This is a genomic window from Pseudomonas sp. FFPRI_1 (genome assembly GCF_055384485.1).
On the sequence record NZ_AP029168.1, the window covers coordinates 5,052,946 to 5,067,078 of the forward strand.

Annotated in this window: 10 protein-coding genes; all 10 read left to right on the top strand. The window is 65.0% G+C overall.

Translation table 11 applies throughout. The features are described 5' to 3' along the window. Positions 1–102 precede the first annotated feature (102 nt). The 10 genes from ACZ5BO_RS22270 (at position 103) to gspG (ending at position 14,132) form a co-directional block, all read left to right on the top strand. Positions 103–744 carry a response regulator gene (locus tag ACZ5BO_RS22270; protein WP_025126709.1) on the top strand — a complete coding sequence of 214 codons (642 nt, stop codon included), beginning with the start codon at positions 103–105 and terminating at the stop codon, positions 742–744. Between the two features lie 36 nt (positions 745–780). Then, the gene (locus ACZ5BO_RS22275) at positions 781–4,434 is read left to right on the top strand and encodes an ATP-binding protein (protein ID WP_464696486.1); all 3,654 of its coding nucleotides are present in this window, start codon (positions 781–783) and stop codon (positions 4,432–4,434) included. Positions 4,435–4,570: 136 nt separating this feature from the next. Beyond that, complete coding sequence (gene gbpA / locus ACZ5BO_RS22280; RefSeq protein ID WP_464696488.1) at positions 4,571–6,136, top strand: N-acetylglucosamine-binding protein GbpA; 1,566 nt, start codon at positions 4,571–4,573, stop codon at positions 6,134–6,136. A 292-nt stretch (positions 6,137–6,428) separates the two neighbouring features. After that, positions 6,429–7,949 (top strand): N-acetylglucosamine-binding protein GbpA, encoded by a 1,521-nt coding sequence (gbpA, locus tag ACZ5BO_RS22285; protein ID WP_464696489.1) that lies wholly within the window; start codon positions 6,429–6,431, stop codon positions 7,947–7,949. Between the two features lie 65 nt (positions 7,950–8,014). Further along, the gene (locus ACZ5BO_RS22290; protein WP_025126705.1) at positions 8,015–8,521 is read left to right on the top strand and encodes a cytochrome b; all 507 of its coding nucleotides are present in this window, start codon (positions 8,015–8,017) and stop codon (positions 8,519–8,521) included. Positions 8,522–8,526: 5 nt separating this feature from the next. Beyond that, positions 8,527–9,048 carry a type II secretion system protein N gene (locus tag ACZ5BO_RS22295; protein WP_157838054.1) on the top strand — a complete coding sequence of 174 codons (522 nt, stop codon included), beginning with the start codon at positions 8,527–8,529 and terminating at the stop codon, positions 9,046–9,048. An 11-nt stretch (positions 9,049–9,059) separates the two neighbouring features. Then, positions 9,060–10,970 carry a type II secretion system secretin GspD gene (gene gspD / locus ACZ5BO_RS22300; protein ID WP_464696490.1) on the top strand — a complete coding sequence of 637 codons (1,911 nt, stop codon included), beginning with the start codon at positions 9,060–9,062 and terminating at the stop codon, positions 10,968–10,970. Next, on the top strand, positions 10,967–12,460 hold the full coding sequence (gspE, locus tag ACZ5BO_RS22305; protein ID WP_464696492.1) for a type II secretion system ATPase GspE: 1,494 nt from the start codon (positions 10,967–10,969) through the stop codon (positions 12,458–12,460). The genes gspD and gspE overlap by 4 nt, the downstream gene beginning before the upstream one ends. Positions 12,461–12,462: 2 nt before the next feature. Then, positions 12,463–13,680 carry a type II secretion system inner membrane protein GspF gene (gene gspF / locus ACZ5BO_RS22310; protein WP_464696493.1) on the top strand — a complete coding sequence of 406 codons (1,218 nt, stop codon included), beginning with the start codon at positions 12,463–12,465 and terminating at the stop codon, positions 13,678–13,680. A gap of 17 nt (positions 13,681–13,697) precedes the next feature. After that, on the top strand, positions 13,698–14,132 hold the full coding sequence (gspG, locus tag ACZ5BO_RS22315) for a type II secretion system major pseudopilin GspG (protein ID WP_025126700.1): 435 nt from the start codon (positions 13,698–13,700) through the stop codon (positions 14,130–14,132). The last annotated feature ends 1 nt before the right edge of the window (position 14,133 follow it).

The window sequence follows — 14,133 nt, forward strand, 5'->3', positions numbered from 1 at the left end:
GCGAATCTTCTGACGAACCCACAAGCAAAATACCTGCTCCTTTGAAGGAAGCCGCGCATTGCAGTGCGCTACTGCCTGTCAAAAACCCGAGTAATAAAGACGATGCCGATCCGCGTCCAGATAGCCGATGACCATCCCCTGACCCTGATTGGGATACACACCCTGCTGGAGAACCACGCCGACCTGGAGGTCGTTGCCCAAGCCCACAGTGTGGAAATCCTCCTGGAGAACCTGCAGCGCCAGCCCTGTGACCTGCTGTTGACCGACCTGATGATGCCCGGTGGCGACCAGGTCGACGGGATTCGCCTGATCCGTCGCCTGCGTGGGCTGTATCCGCAATTGGCGATCGTGGTGATCACCATGCTCGACAACCCGGCGTTGATCAGCAGTGTGCTCAAGCTCGGGGTCCAGGGCCTGGTGAGCAAGCGCGGCCTGCTCAACGACCTGCCCAAGGCGGTGGCCGCCAGCGCCCGTGCGCCCTTCGTCTCGTCATCGATCCAGCACCTGCTGGACACCAGCACCGCGCTGCACGGCAAGCCACTGTTGCAGCCCGAGCAGCTGTCCGCGCGGGAGATCGAAGTGCTGCGCCTGTACGGCAGCGGCATGAGCATCGGTGCCATTGCCCTGCACCTGTGCCGCAGCAAGCAGACCATCAGCACGCAAAAAAGCAGCGCCATGCGCAAACTCGGCCTGGACACCTCGGCCAGCCTGTTTCTCTACATCCAGGAACATGGCCTTTCCTGAGTCGCCGAGTGCGGCAGATCCCGGAGCTTCCCCCTTATGCCCCTGATTTCGCTTTCCTTCGTGCGCCGGAGGATGCAGCGCTTTTGCCTGCTGATCATTCCCCTGGCCAGCCTCGGCCTGGCGCCAACCTCCGACGCCGATGAGCGCGCCTCGGCAACGGACTGCAACCTGCCCCTGAACAAGCTGCTGTCGATGCGCAACAGCCTGCCCCGCAAGACCCTCAAAGTGGCCCGCATCGTCCCCCCCGAACGCCCCCTGGAAAGCGCCGGCAACCAGGTCCTGAAGTCGATCTCCGATGAATACCTGAAGCTGATCGGCGAACAGCTCGACCTGCATTTCCAGAACGTCGAGGTGCCCTCCCCCCAGGCCGCCATCGATGCCCTGCGCGAACACCGGGTCGACCTGCTGTCACGCGCCAGTGACTTCGAGGCGGCCAACCCGGACCTGCGCCTGAGCCAGCCCTATCTGCGCAACCAATCGATCATCGTCGGCCGCATCAACGATCAGAGCCTGCCCCTGGACCTCAAGGGCAAGCAGGTCCTGGTCCTGGACAACTACCTGCAAGCCGATCGGGTCCGCGCGGCGTACCCCCAGGCGACGGTACGCCGGGTGCGCACCACGGCGCTGGGCTTCGAGCAACTGGCCCAGGGCGAGGCGGATGCCTTCATCGGCGATCAGTTCCGCTCCAATCTCTACCTTCGTGCGCGCCCGGACCTGGCCCTGCACAACAAGTTTTCCGCACTCCTGCCCAACACCGGCTTCGGCTTTGCCGTACGCAGCGACCAGGCCACCCTGCTGGCCCTGCTCAACCATGTGCTGCACACCGTGCCCGAAGCGCAGAAGCTCAAGGTCCAGCAACAGGCCAGCCACGGCCCGTTTCCCTATTCGCCCACCGATGCCTTCATGCTCAGCCCCCAGGAGACCGCCTGGCTCAAGGACCACCCGCAGATCAACCTGCTGGCCCACGAGGCCCCGCCGTACCTGTACCGCAGCGGCGACGGCCAGTGGGCCGGGCTGAGCATCGACCTGCTGCAAACCCTGGCCGATGCCTTTCGCCTGAAACTGAGCATTCAGCCGAGCCTGTCGCGCACCAACGACCTGGAACAACTGAGCAAAGGCAGCGCCGACCTGAGCAGCCGTGCCCTGGGGATCGGCGAAGGCGCGCGCAGGGTGCTGCTCAGCCAGCCCTACGGCACCCGCAACTGGACCTTCATCATCCGTAATGGCGACAGCTCCCCCAGCTCCCTGGAGGCCATGGAAGGCCGGCGCCTGGCCCTGTCGCGCTTTCATCCGCTGTACGAGCATCTGCGCACGCGCTACCCGCGGATCCAGCTGCTGCTCACCGAGAACTACCAACAATCCCTGGACCTGGTGCTCCAGCGCCAGGTCGATGCCACCCTGGACAGCCCCAGTGCCGGCCAGACCCAACCCGGGCCGGGCCTGAAATACGGCCTGTCGATCAAGGCCACGCCTACCCCCCATCAGTTTTCCGTGAGCGCCGATGCCGGCGAACTGCTGAGTATTCTCGACAAGCTGCTGGACTCGCTGTCGCGCACGCCCCAGAGCGACATCCAGGTGATCGCCGAGCGCCCCCGGGACAACTTCTGGAAATGGGCCGCCGAGCAGGCCTGGCATGTCGGCGTGGTGGTGCTGGTGATCTTCGGCCTGTCCCTGGTGTGGAACTGGCGGTTGAAGATCCAGGTCAAGGAGCGGCTCATCGCCCAGACCCGGCTGCAGGACCGCCTGGCGTTCCAGTTTTCCCTGCTCAACGGTCTGCCGACCCCGTTGTACGTGTGCGACCTGGCGGGGCGATTGAGCACCTGCAACCGCGCCTATGAAGAGTTCTTCACCACTTCCGAGGACCAGGTTACTGGCTGCCTGCCCACCGAGCAGCTCAACATGCCCGCGGAATTCGCGCGGATCCTGCAGGACGAACACCAGCAACTCTTGCACAACCACCGGCCGCGTTTTCTCGATACCAGCTTGATGATCAAGGGCGAGCAGCACTACCTGTATCAGTGGCTGGTGCCGTTCTACAGCGCCCGCGGCCAGTTGCAGGGCCTGCTGGGGGGCTGGCTGGACATCTCCGAACGCAAGCACCTGGAAATCAAGCTGCGCGAAGCCAAGCAGGTCGCGCTCAAGGCCAGCGCCGCCAAAAGCGAGTTCCTCGCCTCCATGAGCCACGAGCTGCGCACCCCGCTCAATGCCCTGGTGGGGCTGCTGGAACTGGAAACCAGCGGCCGCAGCACGCCTTCGCACAACCTGAGGGTGGCCCAGCAGTCGGCGACCTCGATGATCGACCTGGTCGGCAATATCCTCGACATGGACAAGATCGAGAGCGGCCTGATGCAGCTGGCCCCTCACCCCACCGCGCTGGAACCGCTGCTCAACAACAGCCTCGGCCTGTTCGCCGTCCAGGCTCGGGAAAAGAACCTGCAGTTGCATTTCGACTACCAGGCCGACCGCCAGCGGGTGTACTGGGTCGACTCGCTGCGCCTGCAGCAGATTTTCCACAACCTGATCAGCAACGCGCTGAAATTCACCGACCAGGGCAGCATACACGCTCGGGTCAAGGAAACTGCCCTGCGCGAAGGCGTCAGCCTGCTGACCCTGACGGTCCGCGACAGCGGCATCGGCATCCCCCAGGCCCTGCAGCCGTTGATCTTCGAGCCCTATCGCCAGGCCAGCGCGCGCACCGCCCACCTGTACGGCGGCTCCGGCCTGGGGCTGAGCATCTGCAGCCAGCTGACCCAGTTGATGGATGGCCATATCTGGCTGGAAAGCGAGCCCGGCCAGGGCTGCAGCGTGCATGTGGAACTGCCCCTGAGCTGGCAGTTGCCGCTGGTGCAGGCACCCGAGCCCCTGGCGCCGGAGCAGCAGGCGGCCAAGGCCCTGCGGGTCCTGGTGGTGGACGATGTGTCCACCAACGGCCTGGTGCTGACCCTGCAACTGGCCCGCCTGGGCCACCAGGCGCAACACGTGTGCAGCGGCGAAGAGGCACTGCTGGCCTTGGCCGAAGAACCGTATGACGTGCTGATCAGCGACTGCAACATGCCGGAGATGGACGGCTACGCCCTGACCCGTGCCGTTCGCGAAGACGAGCAGCGCCGGGGCTGCACGCCGCGCTTGATCATCGGCTACACCGCCAGCGCCCTGAGCAACGAGGCCACCCAGTGCTCCAACGCCGGGATGAACGACCTGATGATCAAGCCGGTGACCCTGGCACGCCTGCAGGAAGTCCTGAGCAACCCGCTGGCGCCAGAGGAAGAACCGGAGCAGGACCGTGCGTTCAGCCTCGACCACCTGGACGAAGTGGGCCGTAACAGCTCGATCCTGCGGCGGCGAATTCTGCTGGAACTGACCAAGAACCTGCAGCAGGAAATCCAGCAGCTGCGCGAGGCCGACCTGGTCGCCGCCTCCCACACCCTCGGCGACCTGAGCCATCGCCTGAGCGGCGTGGCCTGCCTGATCGATGCCGGCGAAATGGCTGCCGCCTGCCACGGATTGCGTCAGGTCAACGTGCTCCAGCCAGAGGCCATTCGCCGCTGCCAGGCCACCTTGCTGGCCGCCATGGAGCGGATCTTCGAGCAGGCCAAGGCCGACCTCGCCGCCTTGCGCCAGCCGCTCAAGCCCTGGTCGCGAGGCATCGCCCGGGCCCCGCTGCTGCACTCTCGTACTGGTCCGATGTGATCCACAGGCGGTTCTTCCTACTCTGGCGCCTGCTTTCGGGGGGCGCCAGACAGGGATGCCAGTCTCAACTTGAGCCATGACCTCCTTCCCCACGATCGCCTGTTGAATCCAATAATTTCCAACTAAGGATCAATCGATGATCACGTTGCACCGAGCCCGTTCATTCCTCAAACTTCCGGCGGCCATGGCGATTGGCATGGCCGCGCTTGCTGCCCAGCAAGCCAGCGCCCACGGCTACATCGAAAGCCCGAAAGCCCGTTCGTTCATGTGCAGCTCAGGCGGTGGCGGCCAGAACGCCAACTGCGGCCCGGTCATGTACGAACCGCAGAGCGTCGAATACTTCGGCACCCCTGGCGGTGGCCGCGAGCACTTCCCCAGCAATGCCCAGGCCTGCACCGGCGACTTTCGTGTCTGTGGCCCGGCCAATGGCACCATCGCCGCCGGCGGCATGATCGGCTTCGCCAAGCTCAACGAGCAGTCCAGCACCCGCTGGGCCAAGAACACCATCAAGCCCGGCCTGCAGACCTTCACCTGGAAATACACCGCCGGGCACGCCACTCGTTACTGGCAGTTCTACATCACCAAGAAAGACTGGAACCCGAACCAGCCGCTGACCCGCGACTCCTTCGAGATGACCCCGCTGCTGGATGAGAAGTGGAACGGCAGCATGCCGGCCAAGGGTGGCGAGACCACCAAGCACCAGGTCAACATTCCGGCCGACCGCAGCGGCTACCACGTGCTGCTGGCCACCTGGAAGGTCCACGACAACTCCAACACCTTCTACTCGGTGGTCGACCTGAACATCGACAACGCCAATGCCGTGCCATCGCAATGGAACGACATCGGCGCCGTGCAGCCCGAGCCATTGAAGGTCGGCGACAAGGTCATGACCCGGGTCTTCACCAGCTCCGAGCAGAGCGCCAAGCAGGTAGTGCTGAGCATCGATTCGCCCGAGCTGGCCAACGAAAACGTCTGGCCGTTCGAACTGGCGAAGAAGGTCAACGCCGCCAAGCTCGGCTATCAGATGGGCATCCTCGACGACCAGGACCAGATCAAGCCCAACCTGGGCAAGAACAGCATCTTCGTCAAGAAAGGCAGTGACATCAGTAACGTGATCATCGCCAAGGAACTGGCCGGCCAGCCAAGCGAACTCAGCGTCACCGGCCTGCAGCCCGAATACACCGCGAACAACGGCCAGGTCGATCTGCACTTCAATGCCATCGTCAAGGCCAACGACCCGAAAGACGAGTTCATGGTCTACGCCAAGGTGTTCGACAGCGCCGGCCAGACCCTGGCCTACGAGCACGCGCCGGTCGGCAACCTGACCCCGCATTTCTCGATTTCGCTCAAAGGCATCAAGTCCGGCAAGTACGACCTGGTGGTGGTCTCCAGCTCGAAGAAAGGCCAATTGATGCAGCAGACCCACAGCTTCTCCGTCAAGGTCGAAGGCAACACCGGTGGCGGCACCCCGCCGGGCGAAGGCGGCGGCAAGCCGGGCGAAGGCGCCAAGTACGACCACGTGTTCCCCGAGGGCCTGAGCAGCTACAAGGCCGGCACCCTGGTGCTGCAACCCAAGGACGGCAAGACCTACAAGTGCAAGCCCTTCCCCTACGGCGGCTACTGCCTGCAGTGGAAAGCCGGAGCGACCCAGTACGAGCCCGGCACCGGCAGCCACTGGACCATGGCCTGGGATCGCCAATGACCACTAGCACCCAGGCTTGACCCTTGAGCGTGGCACGCAAGTGCCACGCTTTTTTTTGCCTGGCAATCCCCGGCCCCGGCGTGCCGCACGGCTCCCTCGAAGGCTGTCGTGCAATGACCTGAAACATCTGCTCCATCGGACTCTAGTACTCGTCCGATGGGCCCCCTGCACCCCGCCACGTAGCCTGTGATTGTTCCCGGGGATGTGCGGGCAAGGATGCCAGCGCTGTACATCGGCCCCCCGTCCCCCCCTGGGATCTTTTGTATCTTTTTAATTGCTCAAGGCTTTTTCAATGATCAACACCACACAAGCCCGCTCGTTCCTCAAACTGCCCCTGGTCCTGGCCATGAGCGTTGCCGGCCTCGCCGCGCAACAGGCATCCGCTCACGGCTACATCGAGAGCCCGAAATCCCGCGCCTTCATGTGCCACTCCGATGGCGGCAAGCTGAACGCCAACTGCGGCGCGGTAACCTACGAACCGCAAAGCACCGAGTACATCGGTCGTCCGGGCGAAGGCGCCATCTCCCACTACCCGAGCAGCGCCCAGGCCTGCACCGGTGACTTCACCAAGTGCGGCCCGGCCAACGGCACCATTCCTGCCGGTGGCCTGGCGCGTTTCTCCGAACTCAACGAACAGTCGGCCACACGCTGGACCAAAAACACCATCAAGCCGGGCCCACAGACGTTCACCTGGCTCTACAAGGCCGGTCACGCCACCCGCTACTGGCAGTTCTACATCACCAAGAAAGACTGGAACCCGAACCAGCCCCTGACCCGTGATTCCTTCGAAAAGACCCCACTGCTCGACGAGCCATGGCCAGCCCTGAACGTCCCTGCGCCAGCCGGTGGCCGCACCCAGCACACCGTGAACATCCCGTCTGACCGCAGCGGTTATCACGTCCTGCTGGCGACCTGGAAAGTCCACGACACCGACGCAACCTTCTACCAGGTGGTCGACCTGAACATCGACAACGGCGCGGTGATTCCTTCGACCTGGACCACCGTCGGCGCGGTACAGCCCGAAGCCCTGAGCATCGGCGACAAGGTCAAGACCCGGGTGTTCAACGCCCAGGGCGAGATCAACGCCAAGCAAGTGGTGCTGGAGATCAACTCCGCCGAGCTGGCCAAGGCCGATGTCTGGCCGCACGAACTGGCGAAGAAGGTCAACGCCGCCAAGCAGGGCTACCAGATGGGCCTGCTCAACGACAAGGACGAAGTGGTGCCGAACTTCGGCAAGAACGACATCCTGGTCAAGAAGGGCAGCGACATCAACAACGTGATGATCGACAAGGAACAGGCCGCCAAGCCAGGCGAGCTGACCATCACCGGCATGCAGCCCGAGTACACCCTGAAGGATGGCAAGGCCGACCTGCACTTCAACGCCATCGCCAAGGGCGGCGACTACACCGTGAAGGCCACGGTGTTCAACGCCAAGGGTGAAAGCGTCGCCTTCCAGCAAGCGCCTCCGGACAACACCCCGCACTTCTCCATGCCCCTCATCGGTCAGAGCGCCGGCAAGTACGACCTGACCGTCGTGGCCACCTCGAAGAAAGGCGAGCTGCTGCAACAAGGCGCCAGCTTCCTGCTCAAGGATGAAGACACCGGTGGTGGCGAAGGCAAGTACGACTACGTGTTCCCCAACGGACTGAAAGCCTACAAGGCCGGCACCGTGGTGCTGCAACCCAAGACCGGCAAGACCTACGAGTGCAAACCCCACCCGTACAGCGGTTGGTGCACCCAGTGGACCAGCGCCAACAACGCCTATGAGCCCGGTGTAGGTTGGGCATGGGACAACGCCTGGATCGCCAAGTAAGTCTCGACCTCGTCAACCCGAACGTGGCGCTCCGGCGCCACGTTCCCTTTGCCGGAACAGCCCCCATGAGTTCAATCACTTACTCGAAGCTTCAGGTACTGCTGCACTGGACGTTCGCCGCCATCATTCTCTGGGCGACGGTCACCGGTTTCGGCAACGCCCTGCTCACCCTGCCCACCGCCATCGCCGAAGGCCTCAACTTCATCAACGTGTCGTTGACCTTCCTGCTGATTCCGCTGTTCGGCCTGCGAATTCTCTGTGCCCTGGATCGTCACCCGCCGGCCCAGGCCCACCGGATCCTCGGCCTGCTGGCCAAGGCCGGCCACCTGGCACTCTACGTCATGACCGGCCTGGTGCTGGTCACCGGGGTGCTGATGATGGAGCGACCGATCAATGTCTTCGGCCTCATGCACCTGCCCCAACCGCTGCAGGAACCGCTGCTCACCGATTTTTTCAACAGGGTGCACAAATACGCCTGCGTCGCCCTGGCCCTGCTGGTGATCGGCCATGTCGCCGCCGTGGCCGTGCATCATTGGCGCGGTGAAAAGCTGCTGCAGCGCATGTCGCTGTGAACCGCTTGCGCCTTCCTCCACGCGCCGGCCTCTGGGCCGGCGCTTTGCTGCTCCTGGCCGGCTGGTTCGGCTGGCTGGGCCATGGCACCTGGCAGTTCAGCCAACGCCTGCACAGCGTCCAGCAACCAATGCCGGTGCAGACGCCCACGGCGCCTCCCGCGGTGCTGGACAGCGCCGCCATCGCCCGCCTGTTCGGGGTACTGCCGGCCGAGGCCAGCGGCAACCAGCCGCGGGTGCCCCTGAACCTGTTGGCCAGCCTGGTGGAGCGCCACCCCGAGCAATCCCGGGCCTTGATCGAGTCGCCTGAAGGCAGCCGTTTCTACCGGATCGGCGAAGCCCTTCCGGGGGGCGGCAGCCTGCGCCGGATCGGCCCCCAGGAAGTCTCGATCCAGCGTTTCGGTGAAGAGCAGTCACTGTCGCTGGCCCCCACTTCGACCTTGCTGGTCCCCCTGCCGCCGGACGGCCGCGACCCGACGAGCCGTACCGCCAATGCCGGCGGCGCTCTCCAATCCCCCTCATCCTTGTGAACCCTGACCCCATGAAACGAGCATTTATCGCCGGCTCCCTGCTGGCCCTCGGCACCTTGATCAGCCCCTTGCAGGCGGCGGAAAAGAACACTGCCGAGCAGCAGTGGACCTTGAACATGAAAGACGCCGAGCTGCGCGACCTGGTCAACGAGGTGGGCCAGATCACCGGCAAGACGATGATTCTCGACCCGCGCCTGAGCGGCAAGGTCACGGTGCAATCGAGCACCGCGATGGACCAGAAGGGCATCTACTCGCTGTTCCTCACCGCCCTGCGCAGCCAGGGCTATGCGGCCATGGACCAGGGCGACCGGGTGCTGATCCTGCCGGTGGCCGAGGCCAAGACCAAGGCCCATGCCGAACCCAGCGGTGGCAGCGATGAGTTCGTCACCCAGGTCATCGAACTGAGCAACTCCAATGCCAGCGAAGTGGCGGCGGCCGTGCGCCCGCTGGTGGCCGCGGACGCCTACATGGCGCCGTCCACCACCGCCAACGCGCTGGTGGTGTCCGACAGCGCCAACAACGTGCAGCGGGTGCGCCAGGTGATCCAGGAACTGGATAACGCCGGTGGCCGCCAGTTCAATATCCTCCAGCTCAAGCACGCCTGGGCTGGCGACGTGGCCAAGACCCTGAGCGACAGCCTGACCGACAACAACGGCGCCATGAGCAGTGCCAAGGCCATCGGCGATGCCCGCAGCAACCGTCTGATCCTGGTGGGCCCGGCGCCGGTCCGCCTGCAGATGCAACGCCTGGCCCAGAGCCTGGATGTGCCGAACAATGCCGGCGAGAACGCCCGGGTGCGGCGCATCAACCACGGCGACGCGAAGAAGCTCGAAGAGCTGCTCAGCGGCATCGGCAAGCGCATGGAATCCGGTGGTCGCAGTGACGGCCAGAAGCAGGAGAACCCGGTGCTGGTCAGCGCCGACGAAAGCCAGAACGCCCTGGTGCTGATGGCTTCCCCGGCGCAGCTGGCGACCTTCGAAAGCATCATCGACGAACTCGACCAACCCCGCGCCCAGGTGCTGGTGGAAGCGGCCATCGTCGAAGTCAGCGGCGACATCAACCAGGCCCTCGGCGTGCAGTGGGCCGGGGCTCGGGGCAACTGGGCCGGGGCCAGCAACTTCAACAGCGCCGCAATGTCCATCGGCACCCTGCTGGGCAATCTGGAGGACGGCAAGAGCCCGACCCTGCCGGACGGCGCGATCATCGGCATCGGCAGCCGCAACTTCGGTGCGCTGATCACCGCCCTGTCCAGCGACTCCAACAACAACCTGCTGTCGACCCCCAGCCTGCTGACCCTGGACAACGAACAGGCGGAGATCCTGGTGGGCCAGAACGTGCCGTTCCAGACCGGCTCCTACACCACCGACACCGCCGGCGCCAGCAACCCCTTCACCACCGTGGAGCGCAAGGATGTGGGGATCACCCTCAAGGTCACCCCGCACATCAACGAGGGCAACTTCCTGCGCCTCAAGGTCGAGCAGGAAAGCTCCGAGCTGGCCGCCGCGCCACCGGGCATCAGCACCAGCGACGTGATCACCAACAAGCGCTCGGTCAAGAGCACCATCCTGGCCAACGACGGGCAGATCATCGTCCTCGGCGGCCTGATCAAGGACAACGTCAAGGTGCAGGTGAGCAAGGTGCCATTGCTGGGGGATATCCCCTGGGTCGGCAAGCTGTTCAGCAGCAGCAAGGAGGTCAACGAGAAGACCAACCTGATGGTGTTCCTGCGCCCTACCCTGCTGCGCAATACGGCCAACGCCGACAAGCTCAGCACCCAGAAGTACAACAACCTGCGTTCGCTGCGCACCCTGGACGGCAAGCCCCGCGGCCAGCTACCGCAGAACCCGCACCAGCTGTTCGACGCCAACAGCGAGGGCGACCAGGGCCTGATCGACATGCGCACCGGCGCCGCGCAGCCATGATCACGCCAGTCGCCAGCCCGCGCCTGGCCTTTGCCTATGCCCGGCGCCACGGCGTGGTGCTGGAGCACCAGGCCCAGGGCCCGGTGCTGTATTGCCGGGTCGATACCCCCTGGTCGGTGATTGCCGAGGTGCGCCGTTTCAACGGTGCGCCGTTGCGCAGCGAAGTGCTCGACGAGCAGGCGTTCGCCCAGCGCATGGCGGCCCACTACCGCGATGGCCAGGACGGCGCCAAGCAGGTGGCCGACGGCCTGGGCGAGCAGTTCGATGAGGAGTTCGACCTCTGCAGCCTGGCCGACCAGTTGCCGAAAACAACCGACCTGTTGGAGCAGGAAGACGACGCGCCAATCATCCGCCTGATCAACGCGATCCTCAGCGAGGCGGTGAAGAGCAAGGCTTCCGACGTGCACCTGGAAGCCTTCGAGGAACACCTCTCGGTGCGCCTGCGGGTCGACGGCCTGCTGCGTGAAGTGCTGCGCCCGCGGCGCGAACTGGCGACCCTGCTGGTGTCGCGGATCAAGGTCATGGCCAAGCTCGACATCGCCGAGAAACGCATCCCCCAGGACGGCCGCATCGCCTTGCGCATCGCCGGCCACGAAGTGGACGTGCGGGTCTCGACCCTGCCTTCGAGCCACGGTGAACGGGTGGTGATGCGCCTGTTGGACAAACAGGCCGGACGCCTGGACCTGGGTCACCTGGGGATGAACCCGGTGCTGCGCCAGCGCCTGGAAACGGCCTTGCACAAACCCCACGGCATTCTCCTGGTGACCGGCCCTACCGGCTCCGGCAAGACCACCACGCTGTACGCCGGCCTGGCCAGCCTGAACAGCCTGGAACGCAACATCCTGACCATCGAGGACCCGGTGGAATACCACCTCACCGGGATCGGCCAGACCCAGGTCAACGCCAAGGTCGACATGACCTTCGCCCGTGGCCTGCGGGCGATCCTGCGCCAGGACCCGGACGTGGTCATGGTGGGCGAGATCCGCGACCGCGAGACCGCGGAAATCGCCGTGCAGGCCTCCCTCACCGGGCACCTGGTGCTCTCGACCCTGCACACCAACAGCGCCATCGGCGCGGTGACCCGCCTGGTGGACATGGGCATCGAGCCGTTCCTGCTCTGCACCTCGTTGCTGGGGGTGCTGGCCCAGCGCCTGGTGCGCCTGCTGTGCATCGACTGCAAGGAAGCCCACAGCGCCGATGCCACCGCCTGCGAGCGCCTGGGCCTGGGCCCGGACGCCGCGCCGCTGCTGTACCGGCCAGTGGGCTGCCCGGCCTGCCAGCAGTCGGGCTACCGCGGCCGCCAGGGGATCTACGAGCTGGTGCTGTTCGACGACACCCTGCGCCAGTTGATCCATACCGGCGCCGGCGAACACCAACTGCTGGGCCATGCCCGCCTGCACAGCCCGAGCCTGTTCGATGACGGCCAGGCCATGGTGCTGCAGGGGCTGACCAGCCTGGAAGAACTGCTACGGGTTACCCAGAGGGACTGAACATGGCCGCCTACGAATACCTGGCCATGTGCGCCGCCGGGAAAAAATCCAGCGGCGTGCTGGAAGCCGACAGCCCGCGCCAGGCCCGGCAACTGTTGCGCGAACGCCAGTTGATCGCCCTGAAGGTCAGCGCCAGCCACGGCAAGCGCAAGCCTGGCGCAGGGGCCAGCCAGACCTTCGGCGGCAGCCTGAGCAGTGCCGAGCTGGCCTTGATGACCCGCCAGCTGGCGACCCTGGTGCAGGCCTCGCTGCCCCTGGAGGAAGTGCTCGCGGCGGTGGCCGCCCAGTGCGCCAAGCAGCGCCTGAAAAGCATGCTGCTGGCGATCCGGGCCCGGGTCCTGGAAGGCTACAGCCTGGCGGTGGCCCTGGGCGGCTACCCTCGGGCCTTTCCCGATCTGTACCGGGCCACGGTGGCCGCCGGCGAGCGTTCCGGGCACCTGGACCAGGTGTTGATGAACCTCGCCGACTACACCGAGGCCAGCCAGGCGGCGCGCCAGCAGATCCAGCTGGCCATGCTCTACCCAAGCATCCTCATGGTGGCGGCCATCAGCATCGTCGGTTTTCTCCTGGGGTTCGTGGTGCCGGATGTGATCAAGGTGTTCATCGACAGCGGCCAGGAACTGCCCCTGCTGACCCGGGGCCTGATCGCCAGCAGCGGCGTGCTGCGCGACTACGGCCTGGCGTTGCTGATCCTGATCGGCATCGCTGTAGCGGGGTCACGGGCGGCCTTGCGCCAACCGGCCAACCGCGAGCGCTGGCACGCCCTGGTGCTGCGCCTGCCATTGATCGGCGGGCTGGTACGGGCCAGCAACTGCACGCGCTTCGTCAGCACCCTGGCGATTCTCGGGCGCAGCGGCGTGCCGCTGCTGGATGCCCTGGGCATTGCCAGCGAAGTGGTGGCCAACCAGAAAATTCGTACCGGTCTGAAAGACATCGTCCGTGGCGTGCGCGAAGGTATCAGCTTGACCCGGGCACTTGAGCTCAACGGCAGTTTCCCTCCGATGATGCTGTACATGATCGCCAGCGGTGAACGCTCCGGCGAGCTGGACAGCATGCTCGAACGCGCCTCCAGGCAGCAGGAAGAACAACTGGCCAACCGCATCGCCTTGCTGGTGGGCCTGTTCGAGCCGGCGATGCTGGTGTTCATGGGTGCGTCCGTGCTGGTCATCGTGCTGGCGATCCTCATGCCGATCCTCAGCCTGAACCAATTGATTACTTGAATGTGGAATCCCCCGACGTGCACACAGCGAACAAACAACGCGGTTTTACCCTGATCGAAATCATGGTGGTGGTGGTCATCCTCGGCGTCCTCGCCGCCCTGGTGGTGCCGCAGATCATGAGCCGCCCCGACCAGGCCAAGGCCTCCGCCGCGCAAAGCGACATCAAGGCGATCGCCATGGCCCTGGACATCTACAAGCTCGACAACCACCAATACCCCAGCAGCCAGCAAGGCCTGCAGGCCCTGGTGAGCAAGCCCAGCGGCAACCCGCCAGCGCGCAACTGGAACCCCGACGGCTACCTCAAGCGCCTGCCGATCGACCCCTGGGGCAACGGCTACCAGTTCCGCGCGCCGGGTTCCCGGGGGGGCGCCTACGACCTGTTTTCCTTCGGTGCCGACGGCAAGCCCGGCGGCGAAGGCCTGAACGCCGAGATCGGCAACTGGGACCGCTAAG

Bases quoted from the DNA above. Each gene is read 5' to 3' on its own strand.
- ACZ5BO_RS22270 (WP_025126709.1), top strand. From the start codon at position 103: ATGCCGATCCGCGTCCAGATAGCCGATGACCATCCCCTGACCCTGATT.
- ACZ5BO_RS22275 (WP_464696486.1), top strand. From the start codon at position 781: ATGCCCCTGATTTCGCTTTCCTTCGTGCGCCGGAGGATGCAGCGCTTT.
- gbpA (WP_464696488.1), top strand. From the start codon at position 4,571: ATGATCACGTTGCACCGAGCCCGTTCATTCCTCAAACTTCCGGCGGCC.
- gbpA (WP_464696489.1), top strand. From the start codon at position 6,429: ATGATCAACACCACACAAGCCCGCTCGTTCCTCAAACTGCCCCTGGTC.
- ACZ5BO_RS22290 (WP_025126705.1), top strand. From the start codon at position 8,015: ATGAGTTCAATCACTTACTCGAAGCTTCAGGTACTGCTGCACTGGACG.
- gspD (WP_464696490.1), top strand. From the start codon at position 9,060: ATGAAACGAGCATTTATCGCCGGCTCCCTGCTGGCCCTCGGCACCTTG.
- gspE (WP_464696492.1), top strand. From the start codon at position 10,967: ATGATCACGCCAGTCGCCAGCCCGCGCCTGGCCTTTGCCTATGCCCGG.
- gspF (WP_464696493.1), top strand. From the start codon at position 12,463: ATGGCCGCCTACGAATACCTGGCCATGTGCGCCGCCGGGAAAAAATCC.